This window comes from Bradyrhizobium sp. KB893862 SZCCT0404, assembly GCF_018130885.1.
GTDB classification, from domain to species: domain Bacteria; phylum Pseudomonadota; class Alphaproteobacteria; order Rhizobiales; family Xanthobacteraceae; genus Bradyrhizobium; species Bradyrhizobium stylosanthis.
Map to the genome: position 1 here is coordinate 78,315 of NZ_JAFCLT010000010.1, position 25,842 is coordinate 104,156.

Consider the following 25,842-nt stretch of genomic DNA (forward strand, 5'->3'; position numbering starts at 1 on the left):
TGTTTTCATCGTCGTTTCTCACCGTTCTTCGGTTGAAAATCCCCCGAAGAGCTGGGTCAGGGGTTCGCCCATATACGAGTCCTCGAATTCATGCGGGTGCACGAACTCTTCCTTAAACCACGGGAAGCGAGCCGGATTGAAAGCCTCGATCAGCCAATCAATCATGTGCCGTACCCGCGGGATGCGGCCGCTACCGGGATGGTAGGACAACCATATATCCAACGGTCGGTTCAATTCGACCTCCAGTGGAATCAACTTCCCGCCAAGCGCAATGGCGTAGCTCGGGAAGACGCCGATTCCGGCGCCATTCGCGACCGCCCAGTAGTTGGCGCTTGAGACGTTGGTCTTCATGACCAGAAGGTCACGTTCCTGAACGCCCGGGAAGAAGCTCTCAAAGGTTTCCTTGGCGGCGAGCTGGTCGGCGAATTGCAGCACCAGCCGGTGCTTGATCAATTCGTAGGCCGTACGCGGCGTGCCGTGTTTCTCAAGATATTTCTCGGAGGCCCAGAACATCAGATGCATGCGGCCGAGCCGCACCAGCTTGACGTCGAGCGCCGAAGGCCTGGAGAGGTGGATGGCGACGTCGGCCTCGTGGCGCGAGACGTCGGCCGAGCGCATCGCGCAATGCAGGTCGACCAGGATCTTCGGGTAGGCCTGCTGGAATTCGACAAGGCGCGGGGCGAGCCAGAACGTGCCGAGGCCCTCGGTGACGGCGACACGGACCTCGCCCGACAGGGCATTGCCGGTCGAATCGCTGGTGCGCAGCACGTCGAACGCCGCCGCTTCCATCCGCTCGACGGCGGAGACCACGAGCGCGCCTTCGTCGGTCAGATGAGTGCCGTGCACGTCACGGGTGAACAGTGTGGTGCCGGTCTGTCGCTCGAAATCGTCAATGCGGCGGCGGACAGCGTTGATCGACAGCGACAGGCGTTCGGCCGCCGAGCGAAAACTTCCGCAACGGACGACTTCGAGGAAAATACGCGCCGCATCCCAATCGGAGAGGCTGCTGAGATTTGTTTTCGGGCGTTCCTCTGGAGGAACGCCCCTTTCCGCCAAGGAGTGCATACAAGTCCCTTCGGTCCGCTAAACTGGCAGAATCTGGCGCAAACCACAACCACGACGGGTTGGGGAACGTAGAGTTTTGAACGTCATCCTTACTACCTTGCGGGTGGTATGATGTTGCTGTCAGATATGGGGAATTGGGCGGACGATCGCCTGGATGAGGGGTGTCGCGTGAGTTCCGTTGCGAGCCTTGAGATGGCTGCGGGATTGTCGGCGCTGTCCGGAATGGACAACCTTGCGCAGCGAGCGCTGCGGCTTTCCGCAATGGATCAATCACGACACGACGGGCGTTCTTCGCCCGATGTTCAGCGGCGCATTGCAGCGGCGCGCACCAAAACCGCGGTTTCAACGCAGAAACACACTGAAATCATGTTCAGAGCCGTAGGGGCCTCGTGTTATCCTCGGCCTCCCATGGGGGCCAAAGGGGTCGTCGCCAATACGTCTCACAGGCCGAATTAACGGAAAGAACGCCGGTGTCGCATTCAGACGAACAGTTGCAGTCGGTGCTGGAAACGCTCGAGCAGTGCCGCAGGACGCTCAACGAGATGAACAGCCGTGAGTCGGCCGAGCTGCTGTCGATCGTCATTCTCGACGTGCGGATGAAGCTCAAAGGAATTGACAGTGCCGATCTCAAGGCACTGTGCGACGAAATGCTGCGGAGCGCCGGAAGCGAACCGCAGCCCCCTTCCAAGCAGACGCAGGACCAGCCCCGGCGTCCGCTGCTCCGCGTGGTGAAGTAGCCGCGCCGCCTGGTCTCGCTTTTTGGCGAGATTTGTGCGCGTCCCGATGCCGCATCTGTGATCACGGACGGCATCGGGAGGAGCCCTGGTTTTGTGCGCCTCTGTTGCGCATTTCCCGGCATCGGCTACACCAGAGCCGGTGCTCCCGGCCGCGCGCATTTCCCGCGTGCCGCACTGGAGCCTGAGATGGCTCCGACTGCATCATGCAAAATGTTTCGATCCCGGCGGCGCTGATTGCCGGCCTCGTCAGCTTCCTCTCCCCTTGCGTCCTGCCGCTGGTTCCGCCCTACCTGATCTATCTCACGGGCGCGACCATCGAGCATGTCGAGAGCGAGGAGCCGGCATCGGCCTCCAAGCGCGCGATCATGATGTCGGCGCTGTTGTTCGTGCTCGGCTTCTCCACGGTGTTCGTCGCGCTCGGCGCCAGCGCCTCGCTGGTCGGCGGGCTGATCCGCGCCTGGTCGGCCGAGCTGTCGATCCTCGCCGGCATCGTCATCATCATCATGGGCCTGCACTTCCTCGGCCTGACGCGCATCGGCCTGTTGATGCGCGAGGGCCGCCTGCCGATCCCCAAACCGGTCGGCCTCTGGGGCGCCTACATCATGGGGCTCGCCTTCGCCTTCGGCTGGACGCCCTGCATCGGCCCGATCCTGGCTGCGATCCTCTCGATCGCGGCGGCGGAGGCAACGGTGGCGAAGGGCGCGGGGCTGCTCGCGGTCTATTCGGCGGGCCTCGGCATTCCCTTCCTGATCGCGGCCCTTATGATCGAGCAGTTCTCAAGACTGTTCGCGCGCATGAAGGGCCATCTCGTCAATGTCGAGCGCGCCATGGGCGTGCTGATGGTGATCACCGGAATCGGCTTCCTCACCGGCGCGGTCTCGAATGTCAGCATCTGGCTGCTCGAGACGTTTCCGGCGCTGCAGACGATCGGATAGGTCGAACCGCTTCGTCGGAGACGTCAGTCCGATCGACGGTATCTCGACCGTCTAGCGGCCGGCGATCCAGGGACCGAACCAGCGAGGCTGGGCCACGAAGTGGCTCAACCCGCACAAGCGCCGGCGGCGCCGGTCGTCGTCTGCGAGGGCTGCCCGCTCAGTGCCGAGCGAGATGTCCGATTGAATTCCGTTCCGGGAACGGCGACTGATACAGCCAGGCGACATTCTCGCAGAAGCGTTCCAGGCTGGTCTCGCGCATCATCTGATTGCGCAGCAATGCGTGGACGCCCGCGGGGTGATAGACGTGATCGCCGAGCTCGCGCGCCTGGAGCTGGACCCGCGCGGTGCGCAGCAGCCGGGCATTCCTGTATCCCGCGAGCGCATGGGCGACGTCTCCTTCCGTCTGGTCGAGCTCCTCGGCGAGGCAGACCGCATCCTCCAGCGCCATGCAGGCCCCTTGCGCGAAATATTGCAGCATCGGATGCGCGGCATCGCCCAGCAGCACGACGCGGCCGTCGGTCCAGCGATCGGTCGGATCGCGGTCGCAGGTCACCCACGCCTTCCAGTCCCTTCCGTGATGGATGATCGCCTTGGCGCGCGGATGCACGTCACGAAAACCTTCCAGCACCTCGTCATGGGTGACGGGCCTTGCCGCGAACGCCTCAGTGGGATCGTTGTGGCAGGTGATCGCGAGATTGAACACCTTCCAGCCCGAGAGCGGGTAATGCACGAGATGGCACTTGGCGCCGGCCCATAGCGTCGCGGCGTTCCAGCGCAGATCCTCGGGCATCTGCTCGGTCGGGATGACGGATCGATAGGTGGTGTGGCCGGCGACCCGGGGCGCGCCGTCCGCGACCATCTGCTGGCGAATGTGGGACCGCAGCCCGTCCGCACCGATCAGGAGGCATCCGGCAATGCGCTCGCCGGACTTGAGCAGGGCCGTGGCCCCCGCGCCGTTCTGCTCGTAGCCGACGACATCGCAGTCGGTCCGCAGCGTGACAAGCGGGTTCGCCTCGCAGGCGCGCACGAAGATGCCGTGGAGATCGCCGCGATGAACCACCGCGTAGGGATTGCCGAAGCGCTGCCGGAAATAGCTGGTCAGATCGATGCTGGTGATCTCTTCCGCCGAGATCGCGTCCATCAGGCGAAGCTGATCGATGAACACGGAGATCGCGCGCGCGGCATCGCCGAGCGCGAGCCGGTCGAAGGCGTGGAATGCGTTGGGACCGAGCTGAATGCCGGCGCCGATCTCCTGATAGCGCGCCGCGCGTTCCAGGACCGTGACCCGAAAACCCTTCTGCGCCAGGGCGATCGCGGCTGCCAGTCCGCCGATGCCGCCGCCGGCTATGATGATGGGATCCTGTCGCATGTCCTCTCCTCGGTGGTGTCCCTATTTTCTCGATGTCTTCAGGCGCGGCTTGCTCGTCCTGGCTCGCGCCTCCGGCTGCTCGTCGCGAACGTCCTTCGGACGCGATGACGGCGGCACCTTGATCTGCCCGGCTTCGACTTCCTGCTCGAGCCGATCGATGTTGTGGTAGAGCTCGACCAGCACGCGCTTGAGCTCCGCCGCTTCCTTGGCGGACATGCTGCCGGTGACGACCTCTTCATAATAGGCGGCGAGCGGCATCAGCCGTCCCGCCAGCTCCGTGCCTTTGGGCGTGAGGACGACCTGGAGGCTGCGCTGATCGTTCTCGGGACGGTCGCGCGTCAGCAAGCCTGCACGGCTCATCTCCGCGACGATGCGCGACAGGGTCGAGACGTCGGCCGATGTCAGCTCGGCGATCTCGCCGAGCCGCAGCGGGCGGCCCACCTCGGACAGCGCGGCGAGCACGCGGTACATCGGCAGCGTCAACTTCTCGTGACGGATCACGCGCGTAAACAGATCGCCCATGCGCACGCCGAGCCTGGCGAGCAGATAGGGAAGCGAATTCGAAAATCGGTACATGAGGTTAGGTCCGGGCTTTTGTCCTGGCGGGAGAGCTCCGCCCGGAATAAGCGCCAACCTTCGCAGGTGCAATATTTGCGTTTCCATTATTTGCATTTGCAATTTTATCATTGACAAGTATTTGCGCCCGATGCTTTGCTTTGTCAACGCCGAAAGCAAAGCCGAAGGAACGACGCCATGCAGGGCAAGATTGCGCTCGAAGAGCATTTCGCGATGGACGACACCGTCCAGGACAGCGCCGGCTTCGCGCCGGCCGAGGACTGGATCGAGCTCGAGAAGCGGTTGCTCGACATTCACGACCGGCGGCTCGCCGAGATGGACGCGCACGGCATCGAGATGATGCTGCTGTCCCTGAACGCGCCGGCGGTCCAGGCTATTCCGGACCGCGCGCGTGCCATCGATCTGTCGCGCCGCGCCAACGATTTTCTCGCCGAGCAGGTGGCGAGGCGGCCCGACCGCTTCCAGGGACTGGCTGCGCTACCGTTGCAGGATCCTGACGCGGCCGCGCGCGAGCTCGACCGGTGTGTCAGCGCGCTCGGGTTTCGCGGCGCGCTCGTCAACGGCTTCAGCGAGCTCGCGGGCGCCGGCAACGCCATCTATTACGATCGCAAGGAGTTCTGGCCGTTCTGGTCGGAGGTCGCGCGCCTCGGCGTTCCCTTCTATCTGCACCCGCGCAATCCGCTGGCGAAGGATGCGGCGATCTACGAGGGACACCGCTGGCTGCTCGGGCCGACCTGGGCATTCGGGCAGGAGACCGCGGTGCATGCCCTGCGCCTGATGGGCTCCGGCCTGTTCGACGCCTATCCCCGACTGCAGGTGATCCTCGGTCACATGGGCGAGGGGCTGCCTTACTCGATGTGGCGGGTCGACAATCACAACAAATGGATGCGCAGCCAGAACGCCTATCCGGCGCGCCGCAAGATCGCCGACTACTTCCGGGAAAACTTCTACATCACCACGTCGGGCAATTTCCGCACCCAGACGCTGATCGACGCCATGCTCGAGATCGGCGCCGACCGCATCCTGTTCTCCGCCGATTGGCCGTTCGAGAACATCGACCACGCCGCCGAATGGTTCGACACGGCCGCCATCTCCGAAGCCGACCGCTTCAAGATCGGCCGAGGCAACGCGCGTGCCCTGTTCGGGCTCGACGACGCATCGATTCAATCTGCCGCAGAGCAGAGCACGTCATCAATTCACATGGAGGAACCCCGTGAGCATCTCGTCCGAAATCGACGTGCATGAGGAATTGTCCGACGCCCCGATCGGGCCGTTCCACAAGCTGCTCGGCATTCTCATCACGCTCATCACGCTGTTCGACGGCTATGACACGTTCAATCCGGCGTATGTCATTCATTATGTGGTCCAGCCCTGGGGGCTGGCACCGAGCCAGGCGGGCTTCCTGATGAGTTCGGGTCTCGTCGGCTTCCTGTTCGGCGCGATCGGCCACGGCAGTGTCGCGGACCGCTTCGGCCGGCGCGGGACGCTGCTTGCGGGTCTGTGGATCGTCAACGTCTTCACCGTTCTGACTGCGTTGCTGGCGAGCGATTTCTGGAGCTACTGCGCCTTGCGCTTCGCCACGGGGCTTGGCCTTGGCGTATTGTTGCCGCTGGGGACGACCTTCATCAACGAGCTCGCGCCAAAGCGCGTCAGCAACACGTTCTCCCTGTGGGGCGTGACGCTGGGCTGGTCGCTCGGCGGCGTCTGCGCCGGTCTCGTCGGCGTGTTCCTGACGCCGCAGCATGGCTGGCAGATTCTCTATTACGTCGGCGCGCTCTCGATCCCGCTGACTTTCGTGGCGCATGCCATCCTGCCGGAAAGCCCGCGCTTCCTGGCCACCCGCTCGCGTGTTGCGGAGCTGCGCGCCTTGCTCGCCCGGCTGCGGCCGGAGCGGGCGGACATCTATCGTCACGCGACGTTCGGAACTGCCGAGAGCAAGGCGGAGCAGGGCACCATCGCCGCCTTGCTCGGCCCGCGCTATCGCCGTGTGTCGTTGACCATCTGGATCACGGCGTTCCTCAGCCTGTTCGCGATATTCGGTCTCACCGGCTGGATTCCGACCGTCATGCTGAAGCGCGGCGAAACCTTCGCGGCCTCGTTCGGCTTCGGCGCCCTGATGCAGGCGATGTCATTCATCGGCGGCCTGACGCTGGCGATGCTGGCCGATCGCAACTTCGAACTGACGCCCCGCTATCTCGCCACGTGGTGGCTCAGCGGCGGGATCGCCGTTCTGGCGCTGATTTTCGTCAGCGGCCATGGCGTCAACCTCGCCATCGTCGCGATTGCCGGGTTCTGCATCATCGGCGCGCAGCATGTCCTCAACAATTTCACGGCCGGTTCGTACGAGACCTGCTTCCGGGCCAGCGGCGTCGGGATGGAGCTCGGCATCGGCCGGGTCGGAGCGATCCTCGGCCCTTACGTCATCGGCCTGTTGCAGCAGGTCACCGGCGGCCCCGACGCCGTGTTCTGGGCGATCGGCGGCGCGGCCATCGTCGGCGCGCTGGCGATCGGATCGCTCGGGCTTGCCGCTGAAAGACGCCTGCCGAGCGCCGATGTCGCGGCCGCGGAGTGACGGAGCAGGTTGATTCATCCACGGGACGGCCGATGTCGGTCGGCCGTCCGCTTTCACCGACGAAACTTCGCCAGAGGAGATCCGAAATGCCGACGTCCGCCCGTTCCGCCGAGACCGCAGCCCAGCGCGATGCCTGGGTACTCCTGTTCGCGCGTGCCGCGATCGCGCCGCTGTTTCTCTACAGCGGTGTCGGCAAGGTGCTCGCATTTGCCGTGACCGCCGGCAGGCTTCCGGGAGGAGCGGACGGGCTCGGCTCCGTTCTCGCCGCAGGCGCGATTGCGGTCGAGCTCGGCGGCGGCATGGCCCTGCTGTTCGGGTTGTTTGCGCGCCAGGCAGCCATGGTCCTGTTGGCGTTCACGATTGCCGCGACGCTGATGTTCCACAATTTCTGGGCTGTGCCGGAGGCGCAGGTCGTGATGCAGACCATCAACTTCCTGAAGAATCTCGGCTTGCTCGGCGCACTTTCCCTCATCGCGACGTACGGCCCCGGCGCGTATGCGATGGAGGCCGCCCTCAGGCCCGGCTCGAAAGGCGCGCCGGGTCTCTCTTGATCGGGGACGGCGACGAGTCGCAAAGCGAGGCGCGCGGCCTGATGCCGCGCGCCCTGGTCTCGGCTTCGAGCCGATGCGTGCTCAGTAGTCCCAGAACACCGGCACCCAGCGGAAGGCGTCGCCGTCAATCGCCACGCGGCCGACGGACGGGAACGGCAAGTGGGTGGCCACCAGCATCTCGCCGGAGGCGGCGAGCTCTCGCAGCAGGTTGACACGAACGCGCGCGGCCTCGTCGGGGTCGTGCTCGAAACCGTTGTACCAGTGGGGCTGCTCGAAGCCGACGGCAAACACGGCATCGCCCGCAAATGTCAGCGCGTCGTCGCCGGACGCGATGCGAACCACGCTGTGTCCGGGGGTGTGACCGCCGGTGCGGCGGGCGACGACGCCGGGCGCGATCTCGTGCGTCTCATCGAAGGTACACAGCTGACTGCCGTACTCGCTCACGAACCGCTTCGCGGTCGCGCGCAGCGCGTCCGGAAAACCCTGCGGCATGTTGGTGTGGGTAAAGTCGGGAGCCTCCCAGAATTTCACCTCGGCGGCAGCCACGTGGATGCGCAAATCCTTGCGCAGTCGCTGCTTCACGCCGTCGACGAGCAGCCCGCCGATGTGGTCCATGTGCATGTGGGTCAGCACGATGTCCGTCACGGACGACAGATCGATGCCGACTGCCTCGAGCCGCTTGATCAACTGGCCGGCCCGCGGCAGATTCAGGTTCGGGTCGGATCCCAATCCTGCGTCGATCAGAATGGTCTTGCCGCCACTGCGGACCATGACCGCATTCAGCGCCCAGTCGAACGCGTCCTGCGGCAGGAACATGTCGTGCAGCCAGGCCGCGCGCTCGGCCGGAGCAGCATTGTGCCCCAGCATCGTGGTCGGAAGCGGCAGCACGCCGTCGCTGACCACCAGCACGTCGATGTCGCCGATCTTCTGCGCGTAGCGCGACGGGACGAGCTCTTCGCGACCCGATGACTGGGGATATGAGGTGTTGTGCAGGTTCATGTTCGTCTCCTGTTTCAGTCCTGGTCTGGCTGATCGTGGTCGAGCAGGCCGCGCAGCCAGCGGAGCGCGGCCTGTCATTGCTGCGGGCGTTAGAGACTGGTGACGCGTTCCGGATCGGCCGAGGCGAGCGCGGCGGCGCGCTCGGCCTTCGGCGGATAGATCCAGACGGTGTTGATCTCCTGCTTCGTCTTCTTGGCGACGTCGCCGACCATCTCGACCTTGCGCTCCCAGCCGCGCGTGAAAAGCGCGCCGGCTTCGCCGAGGTCGAGACAGGTGACATAGGCCTTCTGGTGGTAGGGCTTGGTCGGAAGACCGAGCAGCTCGGCGGCGGCGTTGTTGCCGGCGAAGGCGCCCATGCGCGTGGCGTGCTGGCACGACATCAGCGCGTAATTGCCCTCGTCGTCGCAGGCGGCCCGTGCGGCATCGCCGGTGGCGAAGACGCCGGAGACGCCGGGCACGCGCAGGTCGCGGTCCACCAGCAGCCGGCCGAAATTGTCGCGCTCGGCGGCAATCTGTGCCGTCAGCGGCGCGGCGCGGATTCCGGCCGCCCAGACCACCGTCTCGGTTTCGATGTGCTCGCCGGTCGAGAGCGTCACGCCCGACTTGTCGAGCGAGGCGACGCCCGCGCCGAGCCGCGTCTCGACACCGAGCTTGCGCAGGGCATCCTCGATGTGCGGGCGGGGGCCTTCACCCATGTCGGGCGCGATCGCGCCGTTGCGCTCGACGATGATCACGCGTGTCTTCGCATCCTTGCCGAAGATCTCGCGCAGGCGTGCGGGCAGCTCGGTGGCCGCCTCGATGCCGGTGAAACCGCCGCCGGCGACGACGACCGTGTCGCGTCCGTTGACGGCTGGTCGGCCCGCAAGACCGTGCAGATGCTTGTCCAGTGCGACGGCGTCATCGAGCGAGTCGACGCTGAAGCCGTGTTCGGCAAGGCCCGGGATGTTCGGACGGAACAGGCGGCTCCCGGTGGCGATCACCAGGCGGTCGTAGGACAGGGTCTTGCGCGTGCCGCCGGACGTCGTGATCTGCACCGTCCGCGCCTCGGTGTTGACGGTCTCGGCGCTGCCCTGGACGTAGTTGACGTCGATGGCCTTGAGCACGTCGAGCAGCGGCGCGGTCAGCGTTTCCGGCTTCGGCTCGTAGAGGCGAGGACGGACCACCAGCGTCGGCTCCGGTGCGATCAGCGCAATCTCGAGATCGTCGGGGGAAACGCCCTTGATCTCGCGCAGGCGCGCGGCGGAAAGGGCGGCGTACATGCCGGCAAAGCCGGAGCCGATGATGAGCAGTCGCATGTGGTTCACTCCTGAGTTCGATTTGGCTTGGGTTGTTCGCGCGTCATCGCGGCCGCCCGATGCGAGCGGAGCCCAGTGGTGATGACGGCGCGGAGAGGTGACGGTTGTGCCGCTACGGCGCGGTGCAGCTCGGCAATGAGGACATGAGCGCAGGGCCTTCACAGGCTGCGCGGCAGCTTCGCGGGCCGAGCGGCCAGCCGCGCAGCGCTGCAGGCAGTGTCGGCCTGTTGGGCCAGCTCCGGTCGATCAGGATCGATGCCGCGCGACCGGCGCCTTGAGCGACCTGTGGCGGCGCCTCTTCGGCCGTCGGCGAGGTCAGGCGCACGGTCAGCGAGAGGCCGTAGATGAGAGCCGTGGAAATGGCTTTGCGTCGCGGTGCAATCGCTGGGAGTTTCCAGTTCATCGTCCGTCTCCGTCCGCGTGGTGTGTTGCCAGGATGTTTAGCGAACCAGATCTTCGACTGCCCCAGAGCGATTGCCGTCCCTGTCGCGAGATTGCTGCTAACGCACGCGCCTGCGCCAATCGCTCGGCGTCTCACCCGTCAGCTTCTTGAACGCCGCGGCGAACGCGGTCTGCGAGGAATAGCCGAGCGCCGCCGCGATCGAGACGACCGACTCGTCGCTCTCCCGCAGCATGTTCATGGCCTGCTCGAGCCGGTGCTGGCGCAGCCAGGCATGCGGCGACAGTCCGGTGCTTTCCTTGAAGGAGCGGCAGAAGTGAAAGCGCGACAGGCCCGCGTCGGATGCCAGCGCCGAGAGCGAGACGTCGGCATCGCAGTCGGAGCGCAGGCGTTCGATCGCCCGGCGCAGCACCGATGGTGAGAGGCCGCCGACGATCGGTTGCGGGGTAGCCGGCACGCCGGCATGCGCGGCGAGCAGGCGCGTGGCGAGCAGATCGGTCAATTGCTGCCTGAACAGGGTGTCCAGCGCGGCGCTGCCTTCGAGCGAGTCGGCGGCGCTCAGCAGCAGGCGCGACGTGATGGCGTCGGGATGCCCGGTTCTTTCGAGGAGGTCGCCGGCGCTTGCCGTGCTCGCCTCGTCGGCGATACGCAACAGCGTCCTCTGCGGAAGATAGAGCTGAACAACATGCATGGGCCGGTGAATGTCCCATCGGGAGGTCGATCCGGCCGGAATGATCGTCACCACGCCGGGACGCGCCGTGCTGATCGCAGCCGATTTTCCGCTGCGACGCTCCAGCGCCTGCGATCCGGCGGGATAGGCCATGACGACGTGATCGACCATGGGCTCGACCACGTCGTGCAGCGGCTCGTGCTTCCAATAGGCGATCGCGCCGCTTTCGGAATCGGAGGCCATGCGGAGCGGCTTGGTCTTGAGCACACGCGCCATCTCCGCATCGGCGGCGCGCAGCTCGGAGGTCTCGTTGTCGTCCGGCTTGGCGCCGGGTATGGGTGGCAAGCCCTTTGGCGAGGGATTGCGCATGGGTGCGGTGCTCCCGATCATCATGTGGCTTCTCCTGATCGTCTCAGGCTGCACATCAGTCGTCCGTATTTGCACGGGTCGGCGGGCGTTCTAGGCGCGTGGGCGCACAGCGTCTTTCCTGAAGCGGCCGTGCTTTGCCCGATCCTGCTCCGGGCCGGCGCGCGTTTTCGCAAACGCACGCCGTGCGGCGGCGAGGCGTTATCGAAGTGAACGCGCGAGAGGCGTCAAATGTCGTTGAAATGTCTCGCGAAAAGTGGCTTTCGGGCGGTCTGACGGCGGACGCGAATCAGCTCGCGGCAAACCGCGCCAGCGCGTCGCGGTCGATCTCGATTCCGAGTCCAGGCCCGTCGGGTACGCGTACGATTCCGTTCGCATGCTCGATCGGATGTTTCAGGATCGCCTGCCGGATCGGATGTTCGGTGCGGTCGAATTCGAGCATCGGCTCCAGTGGTGCAAGCGAGGTCGGCGTGTGCGACGGCAGCACGGCGAGGAGCTGGAGCGAGGCCGCGATCGCAATCCCGGTGCCCCAGACATGCGGATTGTAGCGGATGCCGAATGCCTCGCTCATGTCGGCGATCTTCTTGCATTCGGTGAGGCCGCCGGCCGCGCAGGTGTCGGGCTGGGCGATGTCGAGCGCATGCGAGGCGAACAGGTCGCGGAAGCCGAAGCGCGTGAATTCGCACTCACCGCCTGCGATCGGTATAGACAGCGCCGATCTCACTGCGCGGTAGCCCGCGACGTCCTCCGGCGGCACCGGCTCCTCGAACCAGCCGATGTCGCAGCCTTCGATCAGCCGGCCGAGCCGGATCGCAGCGACCGCGTCATAGGCATGGTTCGCATCCACCATCAGCGCGACGTCGGGGCCGATCGCCTCGCGCACGGCGCGGGTGACTGCGACATCCTCCTCGACGCCGAAGCCGACCTTCAACTTCACGGCGCGAAAACCTTCCGCGACATAACCGGCCGCTTCCTCCGGCAGATATTTGAGCGGATCGCCCGTCTTGCGCCGGTAGAGCCCGGTCGCATAGGCCGCGACCTGCTTTCGCGCCGCGCCGCCGAGCAGCAGATAGACGGGCACGCCGAAATGCTTGCCCTTGATGTCCCACAGCGCGATGTCGATGCCGCTCAGCCCCTGGATCACGACGCCCTTCTGGCCGTGATCGCGCAGGCGTGCGTAGATCGTCTGCCACAGCACGTCGCTGCGCAGCGGATCTTCGCCGATCAGCCAGGGCGCGATGGCCTGCACGACCGCCGCGGTCATTCGCGCAGGTCCGTAGCATTCGCCCCAGCCCGTCAGCCCGGCATCGGTCTCGATCTCGACCAGCATCGCGGTACGGGTGTCGTACCAGGCGCGCGAATAGGCGAAGGGTTGCGAGAGCCTTGCCTCGAGGATGTGGGTGCGAATCCCTGTGATCTTCATGGCCGATATCCCGGGTTCACCGCGCTTCGTCCAGCGTGCAGGTCACGGTGCAGACGACGCCGCGCGGCAGGAAGTCGACGGTCGCCTCGCCGCCGAGCTGGTCGCGCGCGCTGCGCTCGATCAGACGCGAGCCGAAGCCGCGCTGCACCGGCGCGGTCACCGGCGGCCCGCCGATCTCGGTCCAGATCAGGCGCAGCCGCGGCTTCGGCGTCTCGGTGACGACCTCCCAGTCCAGCGTGACCCGGCCGGTCTCATTCGACAGCGCGCCGTACTTCGCGGCGTTGGTGGCGATCTCGTGCACGATCATCGACAGCACCACGGCCAGCCGCGGCGACAGCGGCACGGCGGGGCCGGCCATGCGGATGCGGTCGGGATTGGTCAGCAGGAAGGGCTGCAGCGCGCGGGCGATCACGTCCCGCAGCTCCGAGCCCGCCCATTTCTCCTGGCTGAGCAGGTTGTGCGCCTCGGCGAGCGCGCCGAGGCGTCCCTCGAATTTCGTCCGCTCGTCGCGGCTGGCGCTGCGGAAGGTCTGCACCGCGATCGCCTGCATCAGGGCGAGCGTGTTCTTGACGCGGTGGTTGAGCTCCTCGATCAAGAGATCGTGCAGCATCTCGCCTCGGGCGATCGTGGTCGCCATCCGGACCGCGAAGGTGAGGCCGATCAGCAGCAGGATGCCGCCGATCAGGCTGGTGATCGCGATGTTGCGCCATAGCGGGGCGATCAACGAGCTCTCGGGGACGCCAGCGGCCACCGTCCATCCCGTGAGCTGCGATCGGGTGTAGGCGGAAGCGAGCGGGACGCCGTCGAGCGAGACCGACGACAGCGTGGCCTCGGGCGCGCGAAACATTTCCGCGTAGAGCGACGGCGAGGCGCGCTTGCCGAAGGTCTCGTTGGGGTTCGGCACGCGGGCGAACACGGTCCCGGTGGTGTCGAGCAGGGATACGGTCCAGTGCCGATCCGGCCGCTGCTTCTCGATCAGCTCCTGGAAGATACCGATCGGCGGACTGAAGCACAGCGCATAGATCACCTCGCCGTTGCGGAACACCGGCACTTCGACGGTCAGAACCTGCCGTCCGTTGATCGCGCCGGTGAACAGGTCGGAATATTGCGGGACCTTTTTTGCAAAGACCCTCTCGACGATCTCCAGATTGCCGCGCGACGGCAGGCTCGCGGTGTCCTCCGTCGTCGAGGAGAACAACAGCCGGCCCTTGCGGTCGGAGATCAGCAGCAGGCCGCCCTTGCCGTACTGGTCGAGGAAGCCGAGCGCGATGCGGCGGAAGTTCACGAAGTCGTCGTTGCGCAGCGAGTTGGTCAGCGCCAGGACCTGCAAGCTGCCGGTCATGCGCTGCACCTCGGAATCCAGCACGAGGCGCATGCTGCGCACGTTCTCCAGCACGCGGCGCGTCGCGTCGCTGCGATCCTGCTTGTAGTGATAGAATGCGATGCCGACCGCGAACACGATCATCGGCAGCGTCGTTCCCGCGACCAGGAGAGCGAGCCGGACCGGCAGGGTGAGCTTTGACAAACGCGGGCGTCCCGATCCCGGCGCCGCGGCGCCGGATTATGATTTTGGCGAGAACCATACGGGCAGGACTGGCAGCGCGCCACGATTTTCGGACGTGGCGCGCCTTCGGGGAGAATTTTGCAGCGCAGTGCGGGGCAGCCCCGCGCCTCAGCTCATGCTGATCGCGGTCAGCAACAAACACATGGCGTAGACGGCCGCCAGGCTGAGCCCGGCGATCCGCGCCTCTCGATGCGGTTTCATGCGGTCAATTGCGGTGGGCGGCCGCGTTTGCTGCGGCCGCCCGTCCGTCCCGGTCAATCGATTTCCTGAACGACGGTCCGCGTGCCGGGATCCACCAGCATCACGCGTTCGCCGGAATAGACGTAGCGATACTTCGTCAGCGACGGGCCCCAATCGGCCGGAACCGCTTCGAGCTCGACCTCGCTCGGCACCGTCGCGCCGACGATGATCTTCTCCTTCGTCGTGACCGGACGCACGCGGTGCTCGGTGACGTAGGATTTGATCTTGGTGCGATATTGCGGCTCGATCTGAACCGCGGCCGCGTGGCCGGTTCCGGTCGTGGTCACCACGGTCGACTGCGCGAATGCGCCGGTCGAGATCAGAACCGCTGCCGCGGACAGCAGGAACAGCTTTTTCATCTTGTCCTCCTCGTTGAAACAGGCGCCGCAACAACACCTCACCGTGCACGCCGTTCCAGCGCGTAGGAACAAATTGCCTCTTTTTCCCGTTGGGGCTTCGGCTGGGCCGGAATGCCCGGCAATTGGAGGAGGAGAAAATGAAGCTGAAGATTGCGACTGCTGCGCTGATGGTTGCAGCGATGTCCCTGCCGGCGTTCGCGGCCGACGAGTTCTACGTCGTCCAGGACGTCAAGACGAAAAAGTGCACCATCGTCGACAAGAAGCCGACCGACACGTCCATGACCGTCGTCAGCCCGTCGGGCACGATCTACAAGTCGCGCACCGAGGCCGAGAGCGGCATGAAGACCGTCAAGGTCTGCACGTCGAACTGAGGAGGATGACGAATGCCAGTTCTGATTCTGTGGGCCGTGCCGGCCGTGCTGGTGATCGGTGGCGGCATCTATCTGATCGGCCACATGCACTAGGTCTTCCGTGGAAGACGCGCGGGCCTTTGCAGCGCAGGGGACCGCACGTCTTCCCGGTTGCCGGCGGAAGCGTGAGCCTGTCATGCGGGCTGCCGAGCGCCGGCAGTTGCAGTGCAGCAGGTCGCCTCCTGCGACGAAGAGTACCCTCGGCACGCGCGAAATGACTTTCGTCCCGCCGGGGTTTTTCATACGCTTCCCCTCGCAAGCCGCATACCGGCTGCGCGCACGGCCCCTCGCAACGGGGCCGGAGCATCAAAGGGAGGGGAGACGATGAAGCGAAGGTCATTTCTCGCTGGTCTCGGTGCGACCACTGCTGCGGCTGCGATTGGCATGCCGTCGGTCCTCAGGGCGCAGGCGCCGATCACATTGAATGGCGCGGTCCAGTTCAACGACGATCATGCCTTCAACCGGGCGCTGCTCCGGTTCGAGGAGCTGGTGAAGAAATATTACGGCAAGCCCGTCAACTTCACGCTGCACAGGAATTCCTCGCTCGGTCTCGAGAAGCAGTATTTCGAGTACATGTCGCAAGGAAAGGCGGTCGACTACGGCATCGTCTCGCCGGCCCACATGTCGACCTTCGCCAAGGCGGCTCCGTTCATCGACGCGCCCTTCGTGTTCAAGGGCATCGACCACATGAACAAGGTGGTCGAAGCCAATATCCTGGCGCCGATCGCCGACGAGGTCGCGGCCAAGGCCGAGGTCGTCCTGATCGGCTATTCCGGCGGCGGCATCCGCAACATCTTCGCCAACAAGCCGCTCAAGAACCTCGCCGATCTCAAGGGCCTCAAGGTCCGCGTGCAGGGCGCACCGATCTGGTCGAAGACCTTTGCGGCCGTCGGCATGAGCCCGACCGTGATCGCCTATAACGAGATCTACAATGCGATCCAGAACGGCGTGATCTCGGCCGGCGAAAACGAGGCGGCCGGCGTCGAGGCGATGAAGTTCTACGAAGTCGCCCCGCATCTCAACCTGACCCAGCACGCCGTTTCGATCCGGCCGATCTGCTTCTCGGTGAAGACGCTGAAGACCCTGCCGAAGGATCTGCAGGACGCGATCATGAAGGCCGGCAAGGAAGCCGGCGACTACGGCCGTCAGCTGGAATCAAGCGAAGAGGTCATCAAGCTCGACACGCTCGAGAAGGCCGGCAAGCTCAAGCGCGTACCGTTCGAGGAGCGGGACGCCATGAAGAAGCTCGCCGACCCCGTGATGGCCACCTACGCCAAGGAGATCGGCGCGGAGGGCATTTTCGAGAAGATCAACGTCGCCTGAGCTCGTTGCATCCGCCGACGGCATGTCCGGGCAAGCCCCGCTTCTTGCCCGGCCGTGGCGGATGCGCTGCCGCACGGAGTCCCAATGTCCGAAATGCCCGTCCCGTCCACGCCGTCGTTATGGCGCCGCGTCACGGCGGCCTATGCGAAACTGCTGGAAATCCTGCTCGCGGCCTGTGTCGGCATTCTCGTCGTCCCCGTGACGCTGCAGATCATCTCGCGCTACACGCCCTTCATTCCGTCCTACATCTGGACGGAGGAAATGGCCCGGTTCCTGTTCGTCTGGACGATCATGATCGGGGCCATGGTCGGCGTCCGGGAATCGCAGCATTTCGAGGTCGATGTTTGGCCCGATCTGTCGCGGCGGTCGGAGGCCGCGGTGCGGATCCTCGCGCGGCTCGGCGTGCTGGCGCTGGCGCTGGTGTTCGTACGGGCCGGGATCGAGTTCACCCGGTTTGCCTGGAACAGGACGTCGGAGCTGGCCGATCTGCCGCTGTGGCTGATCCATATCGCCTGGCCCGTGACCGGGGTGACGTGGATCGTGTTTGCGGGCGAACAAATCGTCGATGAAATGCGCGTTCTGGCGGGAGCACGGCGATGAGCGGCAATGTCCTCTCCGCCGGCCAGGCCGCGATGGTGCTGTTCGGCGTGTTCGTCGGCCTGCTCATCGCGCGCGTGCCGGTCGCCTTCGCGCTCGGCCTTGCCTGCGTGCCGATCCTGCTGATCGAGCCGCATCTATCCCTGATGATGCTCGCGCAGGAGACCTTCAACGCCTACAATTCATTCATCCTGCTCGCGGTGCCGTTCTTCCTGTTGACGGCGAATCTGATGAGCATCGGCGGTATCACCGACCGCCTCGTGGCGTTGTCGCGTTCGATGGTCGGGCACTGGCCGGGATCGCTGGCGCAGATCAACGTCGTGCTGTCGGTCTTCTTCGCCGGCATCTCGGGCTCGTCGACCGCCGACGCGGCGAGCCAATCCAAGATCTTCATCGATGCGCAGACCAAGGAGGGCTACGACCTCTCGTTCTCCATCGCCATCACGGCGGTGTCGGCGGTTCTGGCGGTCATTATCCCGCCGTCCATCCTCATGATCGTGTGGGGCGGGCTGATCTCGACCTCGATCGCGGCGATGTATCTCGCCGGCATCATACCGGGCCTGCTGATCGCGGGCGCGCAGATGGCGACGGTGCACATCTATGCGGTGCGCCGCGGCTATCCGACCTATCCGAAGGCGACCTGGGTCGAGATGCGATGCGCCATCTGGCAGTCGATACCGGCCCTGATGACACCGTTCATCATCGTCGGCGGCATCCTGCTCGGATGGTTCACCGCGACCGAATCCGCCTGCGTCGCGGTGCTCTATTCCGTGGCGCTCTCGACGTTCTTCTACCGCGAGACGGGTCTGCGCGAATTGTACAGAGCCTTGCTCGACACCGGGCGTCTTGCAGGCGTCGCGCTGTTTTGTGTCGGCACGGCCAGCGCGTTCGGCTGGCTGCTCGCTTACTACAAGATCCCGCAGGAGCTGCTGGCCAACGTCTCGACATGGGGCATGGGCCCGGTCGCGGCCGGCTTCTTCATCGCCTTCTGCTTCCTGGTGGTGGGGTGCTTCCTCGATGCCATCCCGGCCATCATCATCGTCGGGACCGTGCTGGAGCCGCTGGCCAAGTCCGTCGAACTCCATCCGGTCCAGTTCGCGATCATATCGATCGTATCGCTGGCCTTCGGACTGGTGACGCCGCCTTACGGACTGTGCCTGATGATCGCCTGTTCGGTCGCCGGCGTGCGGCTGCGCTATGCGCTGAAGGACACCGCGATCATGCTGGTTCCGATGCTGCTCGTGCTGGCGGCACTCATCGTCTGGCCGAGCGTGTCGCTGTTCCTGCCGCGGCTGATCGTGCCGGAGATGCTCAAATGAGCATCTGATCGTGCGATCCCGCGGCCGGAGGCCGCGGGATCAGTTCGATGGTTACAGATTGCTCTCGGTGATCGCGGCATACACCATGCTGCGCAGCTCGCGGCGGAGCGGATAGGCGCTCGACGGCAGCACCTGGGTCATGAAGATGGTGATCAGCTCTTCGGCCGGGTCGATCCAGAACGAGGTCGTGGCCGCACCGCCCCAATTATATTCGCCGGGGCTGCCGGCGATCAGCGTCTCGGCGGGGCGCATCGTCACGGCAAAGCCGAGGCCGAAGCCGATGCCGTTATAGGTGGCTTCCGAGAACAGCGAGCGCGACACTTCCGGCAGCGCGCGGCCGCCGGGAATGTGGTTGGTCGTCATCAGCGCCAGCGTCTTCGGTCCGATCAGCCGGACGCCGCCGAGCTCGCCGCCGTTGAGCAGTGCACGGCAGAAGGTGAGGTAGTCGGCCATGGTCGAGCACAGCCCGCCACCGCCGGAGATGAGCGAGGGCGGTGACAGGAACGAGCTGGTCGTCGGATCGTCCTGCAGCGTCAGTCCCTCGCGGCGCTGGCCGGCATGGAAGGTCATGCCACCGCCGGGATCGGCGGAGTAGCAGGCGGCGAAACGGTGCGCCTTGGAGGCCGGCACGTGGAAATCGGTGTCGGTCATGCCGAGCGGATCGAGTATCCGCTGCTTCAGGAACTGCTCGAACGGCATGCCGGAAATCTTGCCGACGAGATAGCCGAGCACGTCGGTCGCGACCGAATAGTTCCAGGACTCGCCCGGCGAGAATTCCAGCGGGATTTTCGCCAGCGCCTCGATCATGGTCTGGAGCGTGCCCGACTTCTCGACCTCGCCGATCTTCTCGGCCCGGTAGGCGGCATCGACATTGGAGCGCTGCTGGAAGCCGTAGGTAAGGCCGGAGGTGTGGCGCAACAGGTCGACGATCAGCATCGGCCGCGACGGCGGACGGGTCAGGAAGGCCGGCGCGGTGCCGGCAACGAACACGCCGAGATCCTTCCATTCCGGAATGTACTTGGCGACCGGCTCGTCGATCGCGACGAGGCCTTCCTCGACCAGCATCATGAACGCCACGCTGGTGAGCGGCTTGGTCATGGAATAGATGCGGTAGATGGTGTCGTCCTTGACCGGCACCTTGCGCTCGACGTCGGCGAGGCCCTGAACCGAGCTGTGGGCGATCTTGCCGCGGCGATAGACCAGGAGATGCGTCCCCGGGAAGCGGCCGGCATCGATGTACCGGTTCTTCAGGTGCGCATCGACGCGGTCGAGCGCGGCCTTGGACATGCCGACAGATTCGGGTGAGGCAGGGGTAGGGGCGAGCATCGGTTCCTCCGGGCAGTTTCTCGAAAAGGTGATAGCCAAATGGCGGGCCCATTCCAAGCCGGTCGCGCTTAACGCGGGGCCGCCGACTGGTGTAGTCTGTAGCCTGGAACGCTTCCAGGAGCCCGCCCGGGCCAACGAGAGAAACGCGAGGGCAAACGCACCATGACCCAGTTCAACGAGACCGACCTCACCGAAGCCGTCGTCAACAGCTTCGACCAGACCCCTAACCCCCGCGCAAAATTCCTGCTGCAGGAATTAGTGAAGTCGCTGCACGATTACGTGAGCAAGACCGGTCTCACCTTCGAGGAATGGGAATACGCCATCGATTTCCTGACCCGCACCGGCCAGAAATGCACCGACACCCGCCAGGAGTTCATCCTGCTGTCCGATGTGCTCGGCGTCTCCATGCTGGTCGACGCGGTCAATCACCGCGACCGCGACGGCGCCACCCAGACCACGGTGCTCGGCCCCTTCTACGTCGGCGAGCACAAGGTGACCGCGCATGGCACCGACATCTCGCCGAACAATCTCACGGGCGAGCGCATGTTCGTGCAGAGCCGGGTCACGGATCTGCAAGGCAAGCCGCTGGCGGGCGTGCCCGTCGACGTCTGGCATGCCGACGACGACGGCTTCTACGATTCACAGAAGGCGAACTACGACGAGGTCGGCGCCTCGGCGCGGGCGCGCTTCATCACAGACAGCGACGGCCGCTTCTTCTTCCGAACCATCCTGCCGTGCAGCTATCCGATCCCGACCGATGGCCCGGTCGGCGAGATGATCCTGCAGACCAATCGCCACCCGATGCGGCCCGCGCATGTGCACTTCCTGGTCAATGCCAGGGGCTATGAGCCGCTGATCACCCACGTCTTCATGGACGGCGACAAATATCTCGATTCCGACGTCGTGTTCGGGGTCAAGGACGACCTCGTCGCCAAGGTCGAGCCGCGCAACGATCCTGCGATGCCCGACGGCAGCAAGGCGAACGGGCAGTGGCACCTGATGACCTACGACTTCCATCTCAAGCCCGGCGGCGGCATGGCGCCGAAACCGCTGGGGACGAAGGCGGCGGAGCCGGCGTGATCCGGCCCGTGTCGGGCTAGCGCAGCCGGAGCGCTGCGAGCAGCACGATCACCGTGCAGGCCAGCACCGCCGTGGTCAGTTTCCAGAACAGCAGCGGATTGCGCTCCAGCAGGGGCGTGGTCCGCGTGGCGAGATAGGCCGGATTGGGGTTTCTGAGCTCGAACACGAACTCGGACATGTCTTCGTGTCGCTTGTAGGGATCGGGATGCAGCGCCTTCCTCAGTGCGCCGTCGATCCAGCCCGGGATGCCCCGCTCGGCATCGACCGCCGGGCGATATCTCAGTTTCCACGCATCCGATCGTCCCCGGATCTTGGCGAGCTGGGCGCCGTAGGGCAGATGGCCGGTGAGCATGTGGTAGCAGATCGCGGCCAGCGAGAACATGTCGGACCGCGGCGTGCCGCCCTCGCCGAGGAAATACTCCGGCGCCGTGTACTGCACCGTGCCGAGGATCTCTGCATCGGCGGATATCGGCGCCGCTTCGGCGACCCCTGCGACCCGGACTGACCCGAAGTCGATGATCTTCGCGGTGCCGGTCTTGTCGATCAGGACGTTGTCGGGCCTGAGATCCTGGTGCAGCATCTCCATGCGGTGGAAGGCGCGAAGTCCGGTGGCGATCTGCTCGACGATCCTGCGCACGGTCTCCAGATCGGGACGCGGGTTGTCGAGCATCCATTGCCGCAGCGTCTGTCCCTCGACGAATTCGGTCGCGACGTAGAGATAGTTGCGGCGCGCCGATCGCGACCTCGGCTTCAGCACGTACGGACTGTCGATCCGCCGCGCGATCCATTCCTCCATCAGGAAACGCTTCAGATAGGCCTGGTTGTCGCGCAGGTCGATCGATGGAATCTTGAGCGCGACGGTTTCCTCGGTCTCCGCATCGACCGCGAGATAGATGTGGCTGCGGCTGCTGCCGTGGATTTCCCTGATGATCCGGTAGCCGTCGAACACGGCCCGGGGTTCCAGCAGGGGCGGTAGCGGCAGTGTCGCGCTCTGATCGAACACGCCGGAATCTTCCTCCGGCACCGCATCGATGCGCAGGATCTGCACGGTGATGTTGTCGTCGCTGCCGCGCCGGTAGGCTTCCTCGACGATCGCCTTTGCCGCGCCGTCGAGCTCGGCCGCATGCTCGTTGATCGCGCCCGTGACGAAACGTGCATCGACGAATTCATAGGCGCCGTCCGTTGCCAGTAGGAAGGTGTCGCCGGCCTGGACGTCGACGGTCTGGTAGTCGATCTCGAGCTGTGGATTGATGCCGAGCGCGCGGCCGAGATAGGTCTGCTCGGACGACACGATGATGCGGTGATCTTCGGTCAGCTGTTCGAGCGTCTTGCCGGCGACGCGATAGATGCGGCAGTCGCCGACATGGAAGATGTGCGCGGTCGCCGCCTTGATGACCATGGCGCTGAGGGTGCAGACATAGCCCTTGTCGCGGTCATAGGCATATTGGCTCTTGCGCGTCTGCGCGTGCAGCCAGGAATTGGTGGCATTCAGCACGCGGCGGGCGGAGGTCTTCACCGTCCAGGATTCCGACGTGCAGTAATAGTCCATCAGGAAGCTCTTGACCGCCGACTCGCTGGCGATCTGGCTCACGGTGCTGCTGGAGATGCCGTCGGCGAGGACGGCCGCGATGCCCTTGAGGCTGAGCAGCGGCTCCTCGGGAATGAGGACGCCGTGAAAATCCTGGTTGAGGGGCTTGCGCCCCTTGTCGGAGTGCTGGCCGACCGAGATCAGGAGTCCGCGGGACATCGTCATCACCAGGAGAGGGGAGCCTCACCCTGCGCGGGCGAAGCTCCCCTGTCGAGACGTATTCAATCAGGCGGCGACGCGGGGCTTTGCAGCCTTGTCGGCCTGGCGCTTTGGCAGGGTCAGCACATGGGTGGTGTAGAGCGTCATGCCGGTGAAGGCGAGGCCGCCGACGAGGTTGCCGAGCACGGTCGGGATCTCGTTCCAGATCAGATAGTCCAGGATCGAGAACTTCGCACCGAGCAGCAGCCCGGACGGGAACAGGAACATGTTCACGACGGAATGCTCGAACACCATGTAGAAGAACACCAGGATCGGCATCCACATCGCGATGACCTTGCCGGGGACCGAGGTCGAGATCATGGCTCCGACGACGCCCGTCGAGACCATCCAGTTGCAGAGCATGCCGCGCATGAACAGCGTCGCCATGCCGGCCGCACCGTGCGCGGCGTAGCCGAGGGTGCGGCTTTCGCCGATGATCCCGATCGCGGTGCCGACCTTGTCCGGCGGCTGGGTGAAGCCGAAGGTGGTGACGAAGGCCATCATGAAGGCGACCGTGAACGCGCCGGCAAAGTTACCGACGAACACCAGGCCCCAGTTGCGCAGCACGCCACCGAGCGTGACGCCCGGGCGCTTGTCGATCAAGGCGAGGGGCGAGAGCACGAACACGCCGGTCAACAGATCGAAGCCCAGCAGGTACAGCATGACGAAGCCGACCGGAAACAGCAGCGCGCCGACCAGCGGCTGACCGGTGTTGACGTTGATCGTCACGGCGAACCACGCGGCGAGCGTGAGGATGGCACCGGCCATGTAGGCGCGGATGATCGTATCCCGGGTGGACATGAAGATCTTGGACTCGCCTGCATCCACCATCTTGGTGACGAATTCCGAAGGCGCGAGATACGACATCAATGGTTCCTTTGCTTCGTAAGTGAGATCGACACGCCCAAGAGAGCGCGGCTGAACGTTTTGGGCCGTGCGGACGGCCTTGCCGCGCACGAGGGTTATGGAGGTCTGGAAGCCCTTGGGAATCGCGTCACGAGAACTGAGCCGGGAGGGGCCCGCGAAGCAGATCGGCTTCCAAAATGCAGCCGGCGGAGGCTGCAACAATGCGGCGAACCGCAGTCTTCGTTGACGCCAATAGAGAAGCAAGTTGCGTGCCGCCGAAGCGCGAGAGAAAAATCGAGCTATATCAATATGATGCGTCTCTCGTGACCCCTGGCCCGAGGCGTTTGGCGGCCTCCTGCTTGAGCGGCTGCACAAGGTTTGTGCGCCGCACAAGGATTGGGCAGTGCGCAAATTTCGCAAGCGCCACAGCCCTGCGGCAGGATAGCGCGGGTCTTCTAAGTCGATGATTCTATTTGTGATTTTGCATCGCAGCGCTTGGCACGATGCTTGAATAGTTCCAAGCTGACGCCATTGAAGCCGTCCCGCGAGACTTCTCATCCGATTTGCTGACGCCACCAGACGGGGGTCTCCCCGTCGTGCGTTCGCATGCGCCAAGGACGGCGCCGCCGGACGGACGGGCTGCTCGTGTGCACTGACGCATCAATTCTGCAACGACGCAAAGGACGACACTAGACATGACCAAGCGCACCCGCAGGCCCTCGGACATTGGGCTCAGCCGCCGTCAATTGTTGAAGGCCGCAGGCTCGACCGCCGCTCTTCTTGCCGCTGCCAAGCTCAATTTCCCCGCCGGCGCCTTCGCCCAGGATGCAGGCCCCGAGGTCAAGGGCGCCAAGCTCGGCTTCATCGCGCTCTCCGACGCCGGCCCGCTCTTCGTCGCCAAGGACAAGGGCCTGTTCGCCAAATATGGCATGCCTGACACCGACGTGCAGAAGCAAGCGTCCTGGGGCACCACGCGCGACAATCTCGTGCTCGGCTCGGAGGGCAACGGCATCGACGGCGCACATATCCTCACCCCCATGCCGTACCTGATCTCGGCCGGCAAGGTGACGCAGAACAACCAGCCGACGCCGATGTACATCCTGGCTCGGCTCAATCTCGACAGCCAGTGCATCTCGGTCGCCAATGAATATGCCGACCTCAAGCTCGGCGTCGACGCTTCGCCCTTCAAGGCGGCGCTGGAGAAGAAGAAGGCTTCCGGCAAGGCGGTGAAGGCGGCGATGACCTTCCCCGGCGGCACGCACGACCTCTGGATCCGCTACTGGCTCGCCGCCGGCGGCATCGACCCCGACAAGGACATCGAGACCATCGTGGTGCCGCCGCCGCAGATGGTGGCCAACATGAAGGTCGGCACGATGGACTGCTTCTGCGTCGGCGAGCCCTGGAACCTGCAGCTCATCCACCAGAACATCGGCTACACCGCCGTCACCACCGGCGAGCTCTGGAACAAGCACCCGGAGAAGTCCTTCGGCATGCGCGCAGCCTTCGTCGACAAATATCCGAAGGCGGCCAAGGCGCTGCTGATGGCGGTGATGGAAGCCCAGCAATGGTCGGACAAGGCCGAGAACAAGGCCGAGCTCGCCGCCATCATGGGCAAGCGGCAGTGGATGAACTGTCCCGTCGAGGACGTGCTCGATCGCACCGCAGGCAAGTTCGACTACGGCATCCCCGGCAAGGTGGTGGAGAACTCGCCGCACATCATGAAGTACTGGCGCGACTTCGCCTCCTATCCGTTCCAGAGCCACGACCTCTGGTTCCTCACCGAGGACATCCGCTGGGGCAAGTATGAGGCGAATTTCGACACCAAGGCGCTGATCGCCAAGGTCAACCGCGAGGACATGTGGCGCGATGCGGCCAAGACGCTCGGCGTCGCTGCTGCCGACATTCCAGCCTCGACCTCGCGCGGCAAGGAGACCTTCTTCGACGGCAAGGTGTTCGATCCCGAAAATCCGGCTGCCTATCTGAAGTCGCTCGCGATCAAGCGCGTCGAAGTCTGATGGAGCCAGCGGCCGCCGA

25 protein-coding genes are annotated in these 25,842 nt (G+C 64.9%); 11 read left to right on the forward strand and 14 right to left on the reverse strand.

Annotated elements, in window-relative coordinates; all coding sequences use genetic code 11:
• Positions 1–18: 18 nt before the first annotated feature.
• The gene (locus JQ617_RS32200; RefSeq protein WP_212029871.1) at positions 19–1,065 is read right to left on the reverse strand and encodes a LysR family transcriptional regulator; all 1,047 of its coding nucleotides are present in this window, start codon (positions 1,063–1,065) and stop codon (positions 19–21) included.
• A 470-nt stretch (positions 1,066–1,535) separates the two neighbouring features.
• Between JQ617_RS32200 and JQ617_RS32205 the strand changes: the two genes are divergently transcribed.
• A complete protein-coding gene (locus JQ617_RS32205) occupies positions 1,536–1,802 on the forward strand; it encodes a hypothetical protein (RefSeq protein WP_063691420.1) in 267 nt (88 codons plus the stop codon).
• 203 nt (positions 1,803–2,005) lie between these two features.
• On the forward strand, positions 2,006–2,737 hold the full coding sequence (locus JQ617_RS32210; protein WP_212029873.1) for a cytochrome c biogenesis CcdA family protein: 732 nt from the start codon (positions 2,006–2,008) through the stop codon (positions 2,735–2,737).
• 157 nt (positions 2,738–2,894) lie between these two features.
• On the opposite strand, the gene JQ617_RS32215 is transcribed toward JQ617_RS32210, so the two are convergent.
• Both JQ617_RS32215 and JQ617_RS32220 read right to left on the reverse strand, forming a co-directional pair.
• Positions 2,895–4,106: a 3-hydroxybenzoate 6-monooxygenase gene (locus JQ617_RS32215; RefSeq protein WP_212029874.1), complete on the reverse strand. Its 1,212-nt coding sequence runs from the start codon at positions 4,104–4,106 to the stop codon at positions 2,895–2,897.
• 21 nt (positions 4,107–4,127) lie between these two features.
• A complete protein-coding gene (locus JQ617_RS32220; RefSeq protein WP_063691414.1) occupies positions 4,128–4,682 on the reverse strand; it encodes a MarR family winged helix-turn-helix transcriptional regulator in 555 nt (184 codons plus the stop codon).
• Positions 4,683–4,859: 177 nt separating this feature from the next.
• Between JQ617_RS32220 and JQ617_RS32225 the strand changes: the two genes are divergently transcribed.
• The 3 genes from JQ617_RS32225 (at position 4,860) to JQ617_RS32235 (ending at position 7,805) form a co-directional block, all read left to right on the forward strand.
• A complete protein-coding gene (locus JQ617_RS32225; RefSeq protein WP_212029876.1) occupies positions 4,860–5,927 on the forward strand; it encodes an amidohydrolase family protein in 1,068 nt (355 codons plus the stop codon).
• Positions 5,896–7,254: an MFS transporter gene (locus JQ617_RS32230; protein WP_212029878.1), complete on the forward strand. Its 1,359-nt coding sequence runs from the start codon at positions 5,896–5,898 to the stop codon at positions 7,252–7,254. Before JQ617_RS32225 ends, JQ617_RS32230 begins: the two co-directional genes overlap by 32 nt.
• Positions 7,255–7,340: 86 nt before the next feature.
• Complete coding sequence (locus tag JQ617_RS32235) at positions 7,341–7,805, forward strand: DoxX family protein (protein ID WP_212029880.1); 465 nt, start codon at positions 7,341–7,343, stop codon at positions 7,803–7,805.
• 81 nt (positions 7,806–7,886) lie between these two features.
• Here the strand turns inward: JQ617_RS32235 and JQ617_RS32240 are convergent, their stop codons facing one another.
• The 8 genes from JQ617_RS32240 to JQ617_RS32275 all read right to left on the reverse strand — a co-directional run bounded on the left by JQ617_RS32240 (position 7,887) and on the right by JQ617_RS32275 (position 15,121).
• Positions 7,887–8,804 (reverse strand): MBL fold metallo-hydrolase, encoded by a 918-nt coding sequence (locus JQ617_RS32240; RefSeq protein WP_212029882.1) that lies wholly within the window; start codon positions 8,802–8,804, stop codon positions 7,887–7,889.
• A gap of 89 nt (positions 8,805–8,893) precedes the next feature.
• Positions 8,894–10,099 carry an NAD(P)/FAD-dependent oxidoreductase gene (locus JQ617_RS32245; RefSeq protein WP_212029883.1) on the reverse strand — a complete coding sequence of 402 codons (1,206 nt, stop codon included), beginning with the start codon at positions 10,097–10,099 and terminating at the stop codon, positions 8,894–8,896.
• 112 nt (positions 10,100–10,211) lie between these two features.
• On the reverse strand, positions 10,212–10,502 hold the full coding sequence (locus tag JQ617_RS32250; protein WP_212029885.1) for a hypothetical protein: 291 nt from the start codon (positions 10,500–10,502) through the stop codon (positions 10,212–10,214).
• 97 nt (positions 10,503–10,599) lie between these two features.
• Positions 10,600–11,559, reverse strand: a complete 960-nt coding sequence (locus JQ617_RS32255; RefSeq protein ID WP_212030034.1) for a helix-turn-helix domain-containing protein — start codon at positions 11,557–11,559, stop codon at positions 10,600–10,602.
• A 265-nt stretch (positions 11,560–11,824) separates the two neighbouring features.
• Positions 11,825–12,958 carry a mandelate racemase/muconate lactonizing enzyme family protein gene (locus JQ617_RS32260; RefSeq protein ID WP_212029887.1) on the reverse strand — a complete coding sequence of 378 codons (1,134 nt, stop codon included), beginning with the start codon at positions 12,956–12,958 and terminating at the stop codon, positions 11,825–11,827.
• Between the two features lie 16 nt (positions 12,959–12,974).
• Entirely contained in the window at positions 12,975–14,483 is a 1,509-nt protein-coding gene (locus JQ617_RS32265; protein WP_212029888.1) for a sensor histidine kinase, read from the reverse strand.
• A 147-nt stretch (positions 14,484–14,630) separates the two neighbouring features.
• On the reverse strand, positions 14,631–14,780 hold the full coding sequence (locus JQ617_RS32270) for a hypothetical protein (protein ID WP_212029889.1): 150 nt from the start codon (positions 14,778–14,780) through the stop codon (positions 14,631–14,633).
• The gene (locus JQ617_RS32275) at positions 14,777–15,121 is read right to left on the reverse strand and encodes a DUF1236 domain-containing protein (RefSeq protein ID WP_212029890.1); all 345 of its coding nucleotides are present in this window, start codon (positions 15,119–15,121) and stop codon (positions 14,777–14,779) included. Before JQ617_RS32275 ends, JQ617_RS32270 begins: the two co-directional genes overlap by 4 nt.
• A gap of 137 nt (positions 15,122–15,258) precedes the next feature.
• Here JQ617_RS32275 and JQ617_RS32280 point away from each other — a divergent pair, with 137 nt between their 5' ends.
• The 4 genes from JQ617_RS32280 (at position 15,259) to JQ617_RS32295 (ending at position 18,770) form a co-directional block, all read left to right on the forward strand.
• Positions 15,259–15,492 carry a hypothetical protein gene (locus JQ617_RS32280; RefSeq protein WP_063691401.1) on the forward strand — a complete coding sequence of 78 codons (234 nt, stop codon included), beginning with the start codon at positions 15,259–15,261 and terminating at the stop codon, positions 15,490–15,492.
• A 363-nt stretch (positions 15,493–15,855) separates the two neighbouring features.
• The gene (locus JQ617_RS32285) at positions 15,856–16,854 is read left to right on the forward strand and encodes a TRAP transporter substrate-binding protein (protein ID WP_212029892.1); all 999 of its coding nucleotides are present in this window, start codon (positions 15,856–15,858) and stop codon (positions 16,852–16,854) included.
• Between the two features lie 84 nt (positions 16,855–16,938).
• Positions 16,939–17,454: a TRAP transporter small permease gene (locus JQ617_RS32290; protein WP_212029893.1), complete on the forward strand. Its 516-nt coding sequence runs from the start codon at positions 16,939–16,941 to the stop codon at positions 17,452–17,454.
• On the forward strand, positions 17,451–18,770 hold the full coding sequence (locus tag JQ617_RS32295; protein ID WP_212029894.1) for a TRAP transporter large permease: 1,320 nt from the start codon (positions 17,451–17,453) through the stop codon (positions 18,768–18,770). Before JQ617_RS32290 ends, JQ617_RS32295 begins: the two co-directional genes overlap by 4 nt.
• Positions 18,771–18,821: 51 nt before the next feature.
• On the opposite strand, the gene JQ617_RS32300 is transcribed toward JQ617_RS32295, so the two are convergent.
• Entirely contained in the window at positions 18,822–20,096 is a 1,275-nt protein-coding gene (locus JQ617_RS32300; RefSeq protein WP_212029895.1) for a serine hydrolase domain-containing protein, read from the reverse strand.
• 162 nt (positions 20,097–20,258) lie between these two features.
• Between JQ617_RS32300 and JQ617_RS32305 the strand changes: the two genes are divergently transcribed.
• Positions 20,259–21,176, forward strand: a complete 918-nt coding sequence (locus JQ617_RS32305) for an intradiol ring-cleavage dioxygenase (protein WP_212029896.1) — start codon at positions 20,259–20,261, stop codon at positions 21,174–21,176.
• 16 nt (positions 21,177–21,192) lie between these two features.
• Here JQ617_RS32305 and JQ617_RS32310 read toward each other — a convergent pair whose 3' ends face one another.
• Both JQ617_RS32310 and JQ617_RS32315 read right to left on the reverse strand, forming a co-directional pair.
• Positions 21,193–22,929 (reverse strand): bifunctional protein-serine/threonine kinase/phosphatase, encoded by a 1,737-nt coding sequence (locus tag JQ617_RS32310; protein WP_212029898.1) that lies wholly within the window; start codon positions 22,927–22,929, stop codon positions 21,193–21,195.
• A gap of 60 nt (positions 22,930–22,989) precedes the next feature.
• Positions 22,990–23,829 carry a formate/nitrite transporter family protein gene (locus tag JQ617_RS32315; RefSeq protein ID WP_212029899.1) on the reverse strand — a complete coding sequence of 280 codons (840 nt, stop codon included), beginning with the start codon at positions 23,827–23,829 and terminating at the stop codon, positions 22,990–22,992.
• Between the two features lie 674 nt (positions 23,830–24,503).
• Here JQ617_RS32315 and JQ617_RS32320 point away from each other — a divergent pair.
• Positions 24,504–25,823 carry a CmpA/NrtA family ABC transporter substrate-binding protein gene (locus tag JQ617_RS32320; protein WP_212029901.1) on the forward strand — a complete coding sequence of 440 codons (1,320 nt, stop codon included), beginning with the start codon at positions 24,504–24,506 and terminating at the stop codon, positions 25,821–25,823.
• The last annotated feature ends 19 nt before the right edge of the window (positions 25,824–25,842 follow it).

Coding starts and splice junctions, on each gene's coding strand:
- JQ617_RS32275 (WP_212029890.1), bottom strand. CDS start 15,121: ATGAAAAAGCTGTTCCTGCTGTCCGCGGCAGCGGTTCTGATCTCGACC.
- JQ617_RS32245 (WP_212029883.1), bottom strand. CDS start 10,099: ATGCGACTGCTCATCATCGGCTCCGGCTTTGCCGGCATGTACGCCGCC.
- JQ617_RS32240 (WP_212029882.1), bottom strand. CDS start 8,804: ATGAACCTGCACAACACCTCATATCCCCAGTCATCGGGTCGCGAAGAG.
- JQ617_RS32210 (WP_212029873.1), top strand. CDS start 2,006: ATGCAAAATGTTTCGATCCCGGCGGCGCTGATTGCCGGCCTCGTCAGC.
- JQ617_RS32300 (WP_212029895.1), bottom strand. CDS start 20,096: ATGCTCGCCCCTACCCCTGCCTCACCCGAATCTGTCGGCATGTCCAAG.
- JQ617_RS32200 (WP_212029871.1), bottom strand. CDS start 1,065: ATGCACTCCTTGGCGGAAAGGGGCGTTCCTCCAGAGGAACGCCCGAAA.
- JQ617_RS32315 (WP_212029899.1), bottom strand. CDS start 23,829: ATGTCGTATCTCGCGCCTTCGGAATTCGTCACCAAGATGGTGGATGCA.
- JQ617_RS32310 (WP_212029898.1), bottom strand. CDS start 22,929: ATGACGATGTCCCGCGGACTCCTGATCTCGGTCGGCCAGCACTCCGAC.
- JQ617_RS32235 (WP_212029880.1), top strand. CDS start 7,341: ATGCCGACGTCCGCCCGTTCCGCCGAGACCGCAGCCCAGCGCGATGCC.
- JQ617_RS32285 (WP_212029892.1), top strand. CDS start 15,856: ATGAAGCGAAGGTCATTTCTCGCTGGTCTCGGTGCGACCACTGCTGCG.
- JQ617_RS32255 (WP_212030034.1), bottom strand. CDS start 11,559: ATGATCGGGAGCACCGCACCCATGCGCAATCCCTCGCCAAAGGGCTTG.
- JQ617_RS32290 (WP_212029893.1), top strand. CDS start 16,939: ATGTCCGAAATGCCCGTCCCGTCCACGCCGTCGTTATGGCGCCGCGTC.
- JQ617_RS32305 (WP_212029896.1), top strand. CDS start 20,259: ATGACCCAGTTCAACGAGACCGACCTCACCGAAGCCGTCGTCAACAGC.
- JQ617_RS32220 (WP_063691414.1), bottom strand. CDS start 4,682: ATGTACCGATTTTCGAATTCGCTTCCCTATCTGCTCGCCAGGCTCGGC.
- JQ617_RS32250 (WP_212029885.1), bottom strand. CDS start 10,502: ATGAACTGGAAACTCCCAGCGATTGCACCGCGACGCAAAGCCATTTCC.
- JQ617_RS32215 (WP_212029874.1), bottom strand. CDS start 4,106: ATGCGACAGGATCCCATCATCATAGCCGGCGGCGGCATCGGCGGACTG.
- JQ617_RS32260 (WP_212029887.1), bottom strand. CDS start 12,958: ATGAAGATCACAGGGATTCGCACCCACATCCTCGAGGCAAGGCTCTCG.
- JQ617_RS32295 (WP_212029894.1), top strand. CDS start 17,451: ATGAGCGGCAATGTCCTCTCCGCCGGCCAGGCCGCGATGGTGCTGTTC.
- JQ617_RS32320 (WP_212029901.1), top strand. CDS start 24,504: ATGACCAAGCGCACCCGCAGGCCCTCGGACATTGGGCTCAGCCGCCGT.
- JQ617_RS32225 (WP_212029876.1), top strand. CDS start 4,860: ATGCAGGGCAAGATTGCGCTCGAAGAGCATTTCGCGATGGACGACACC.
- JQ617_RS32280 (WP_063691401.1), top strand. CDS start 15,259: ATGAAGCTGAAGATTGCGACTGCTGCGCTGATGGTTGCAGCGATGTCC.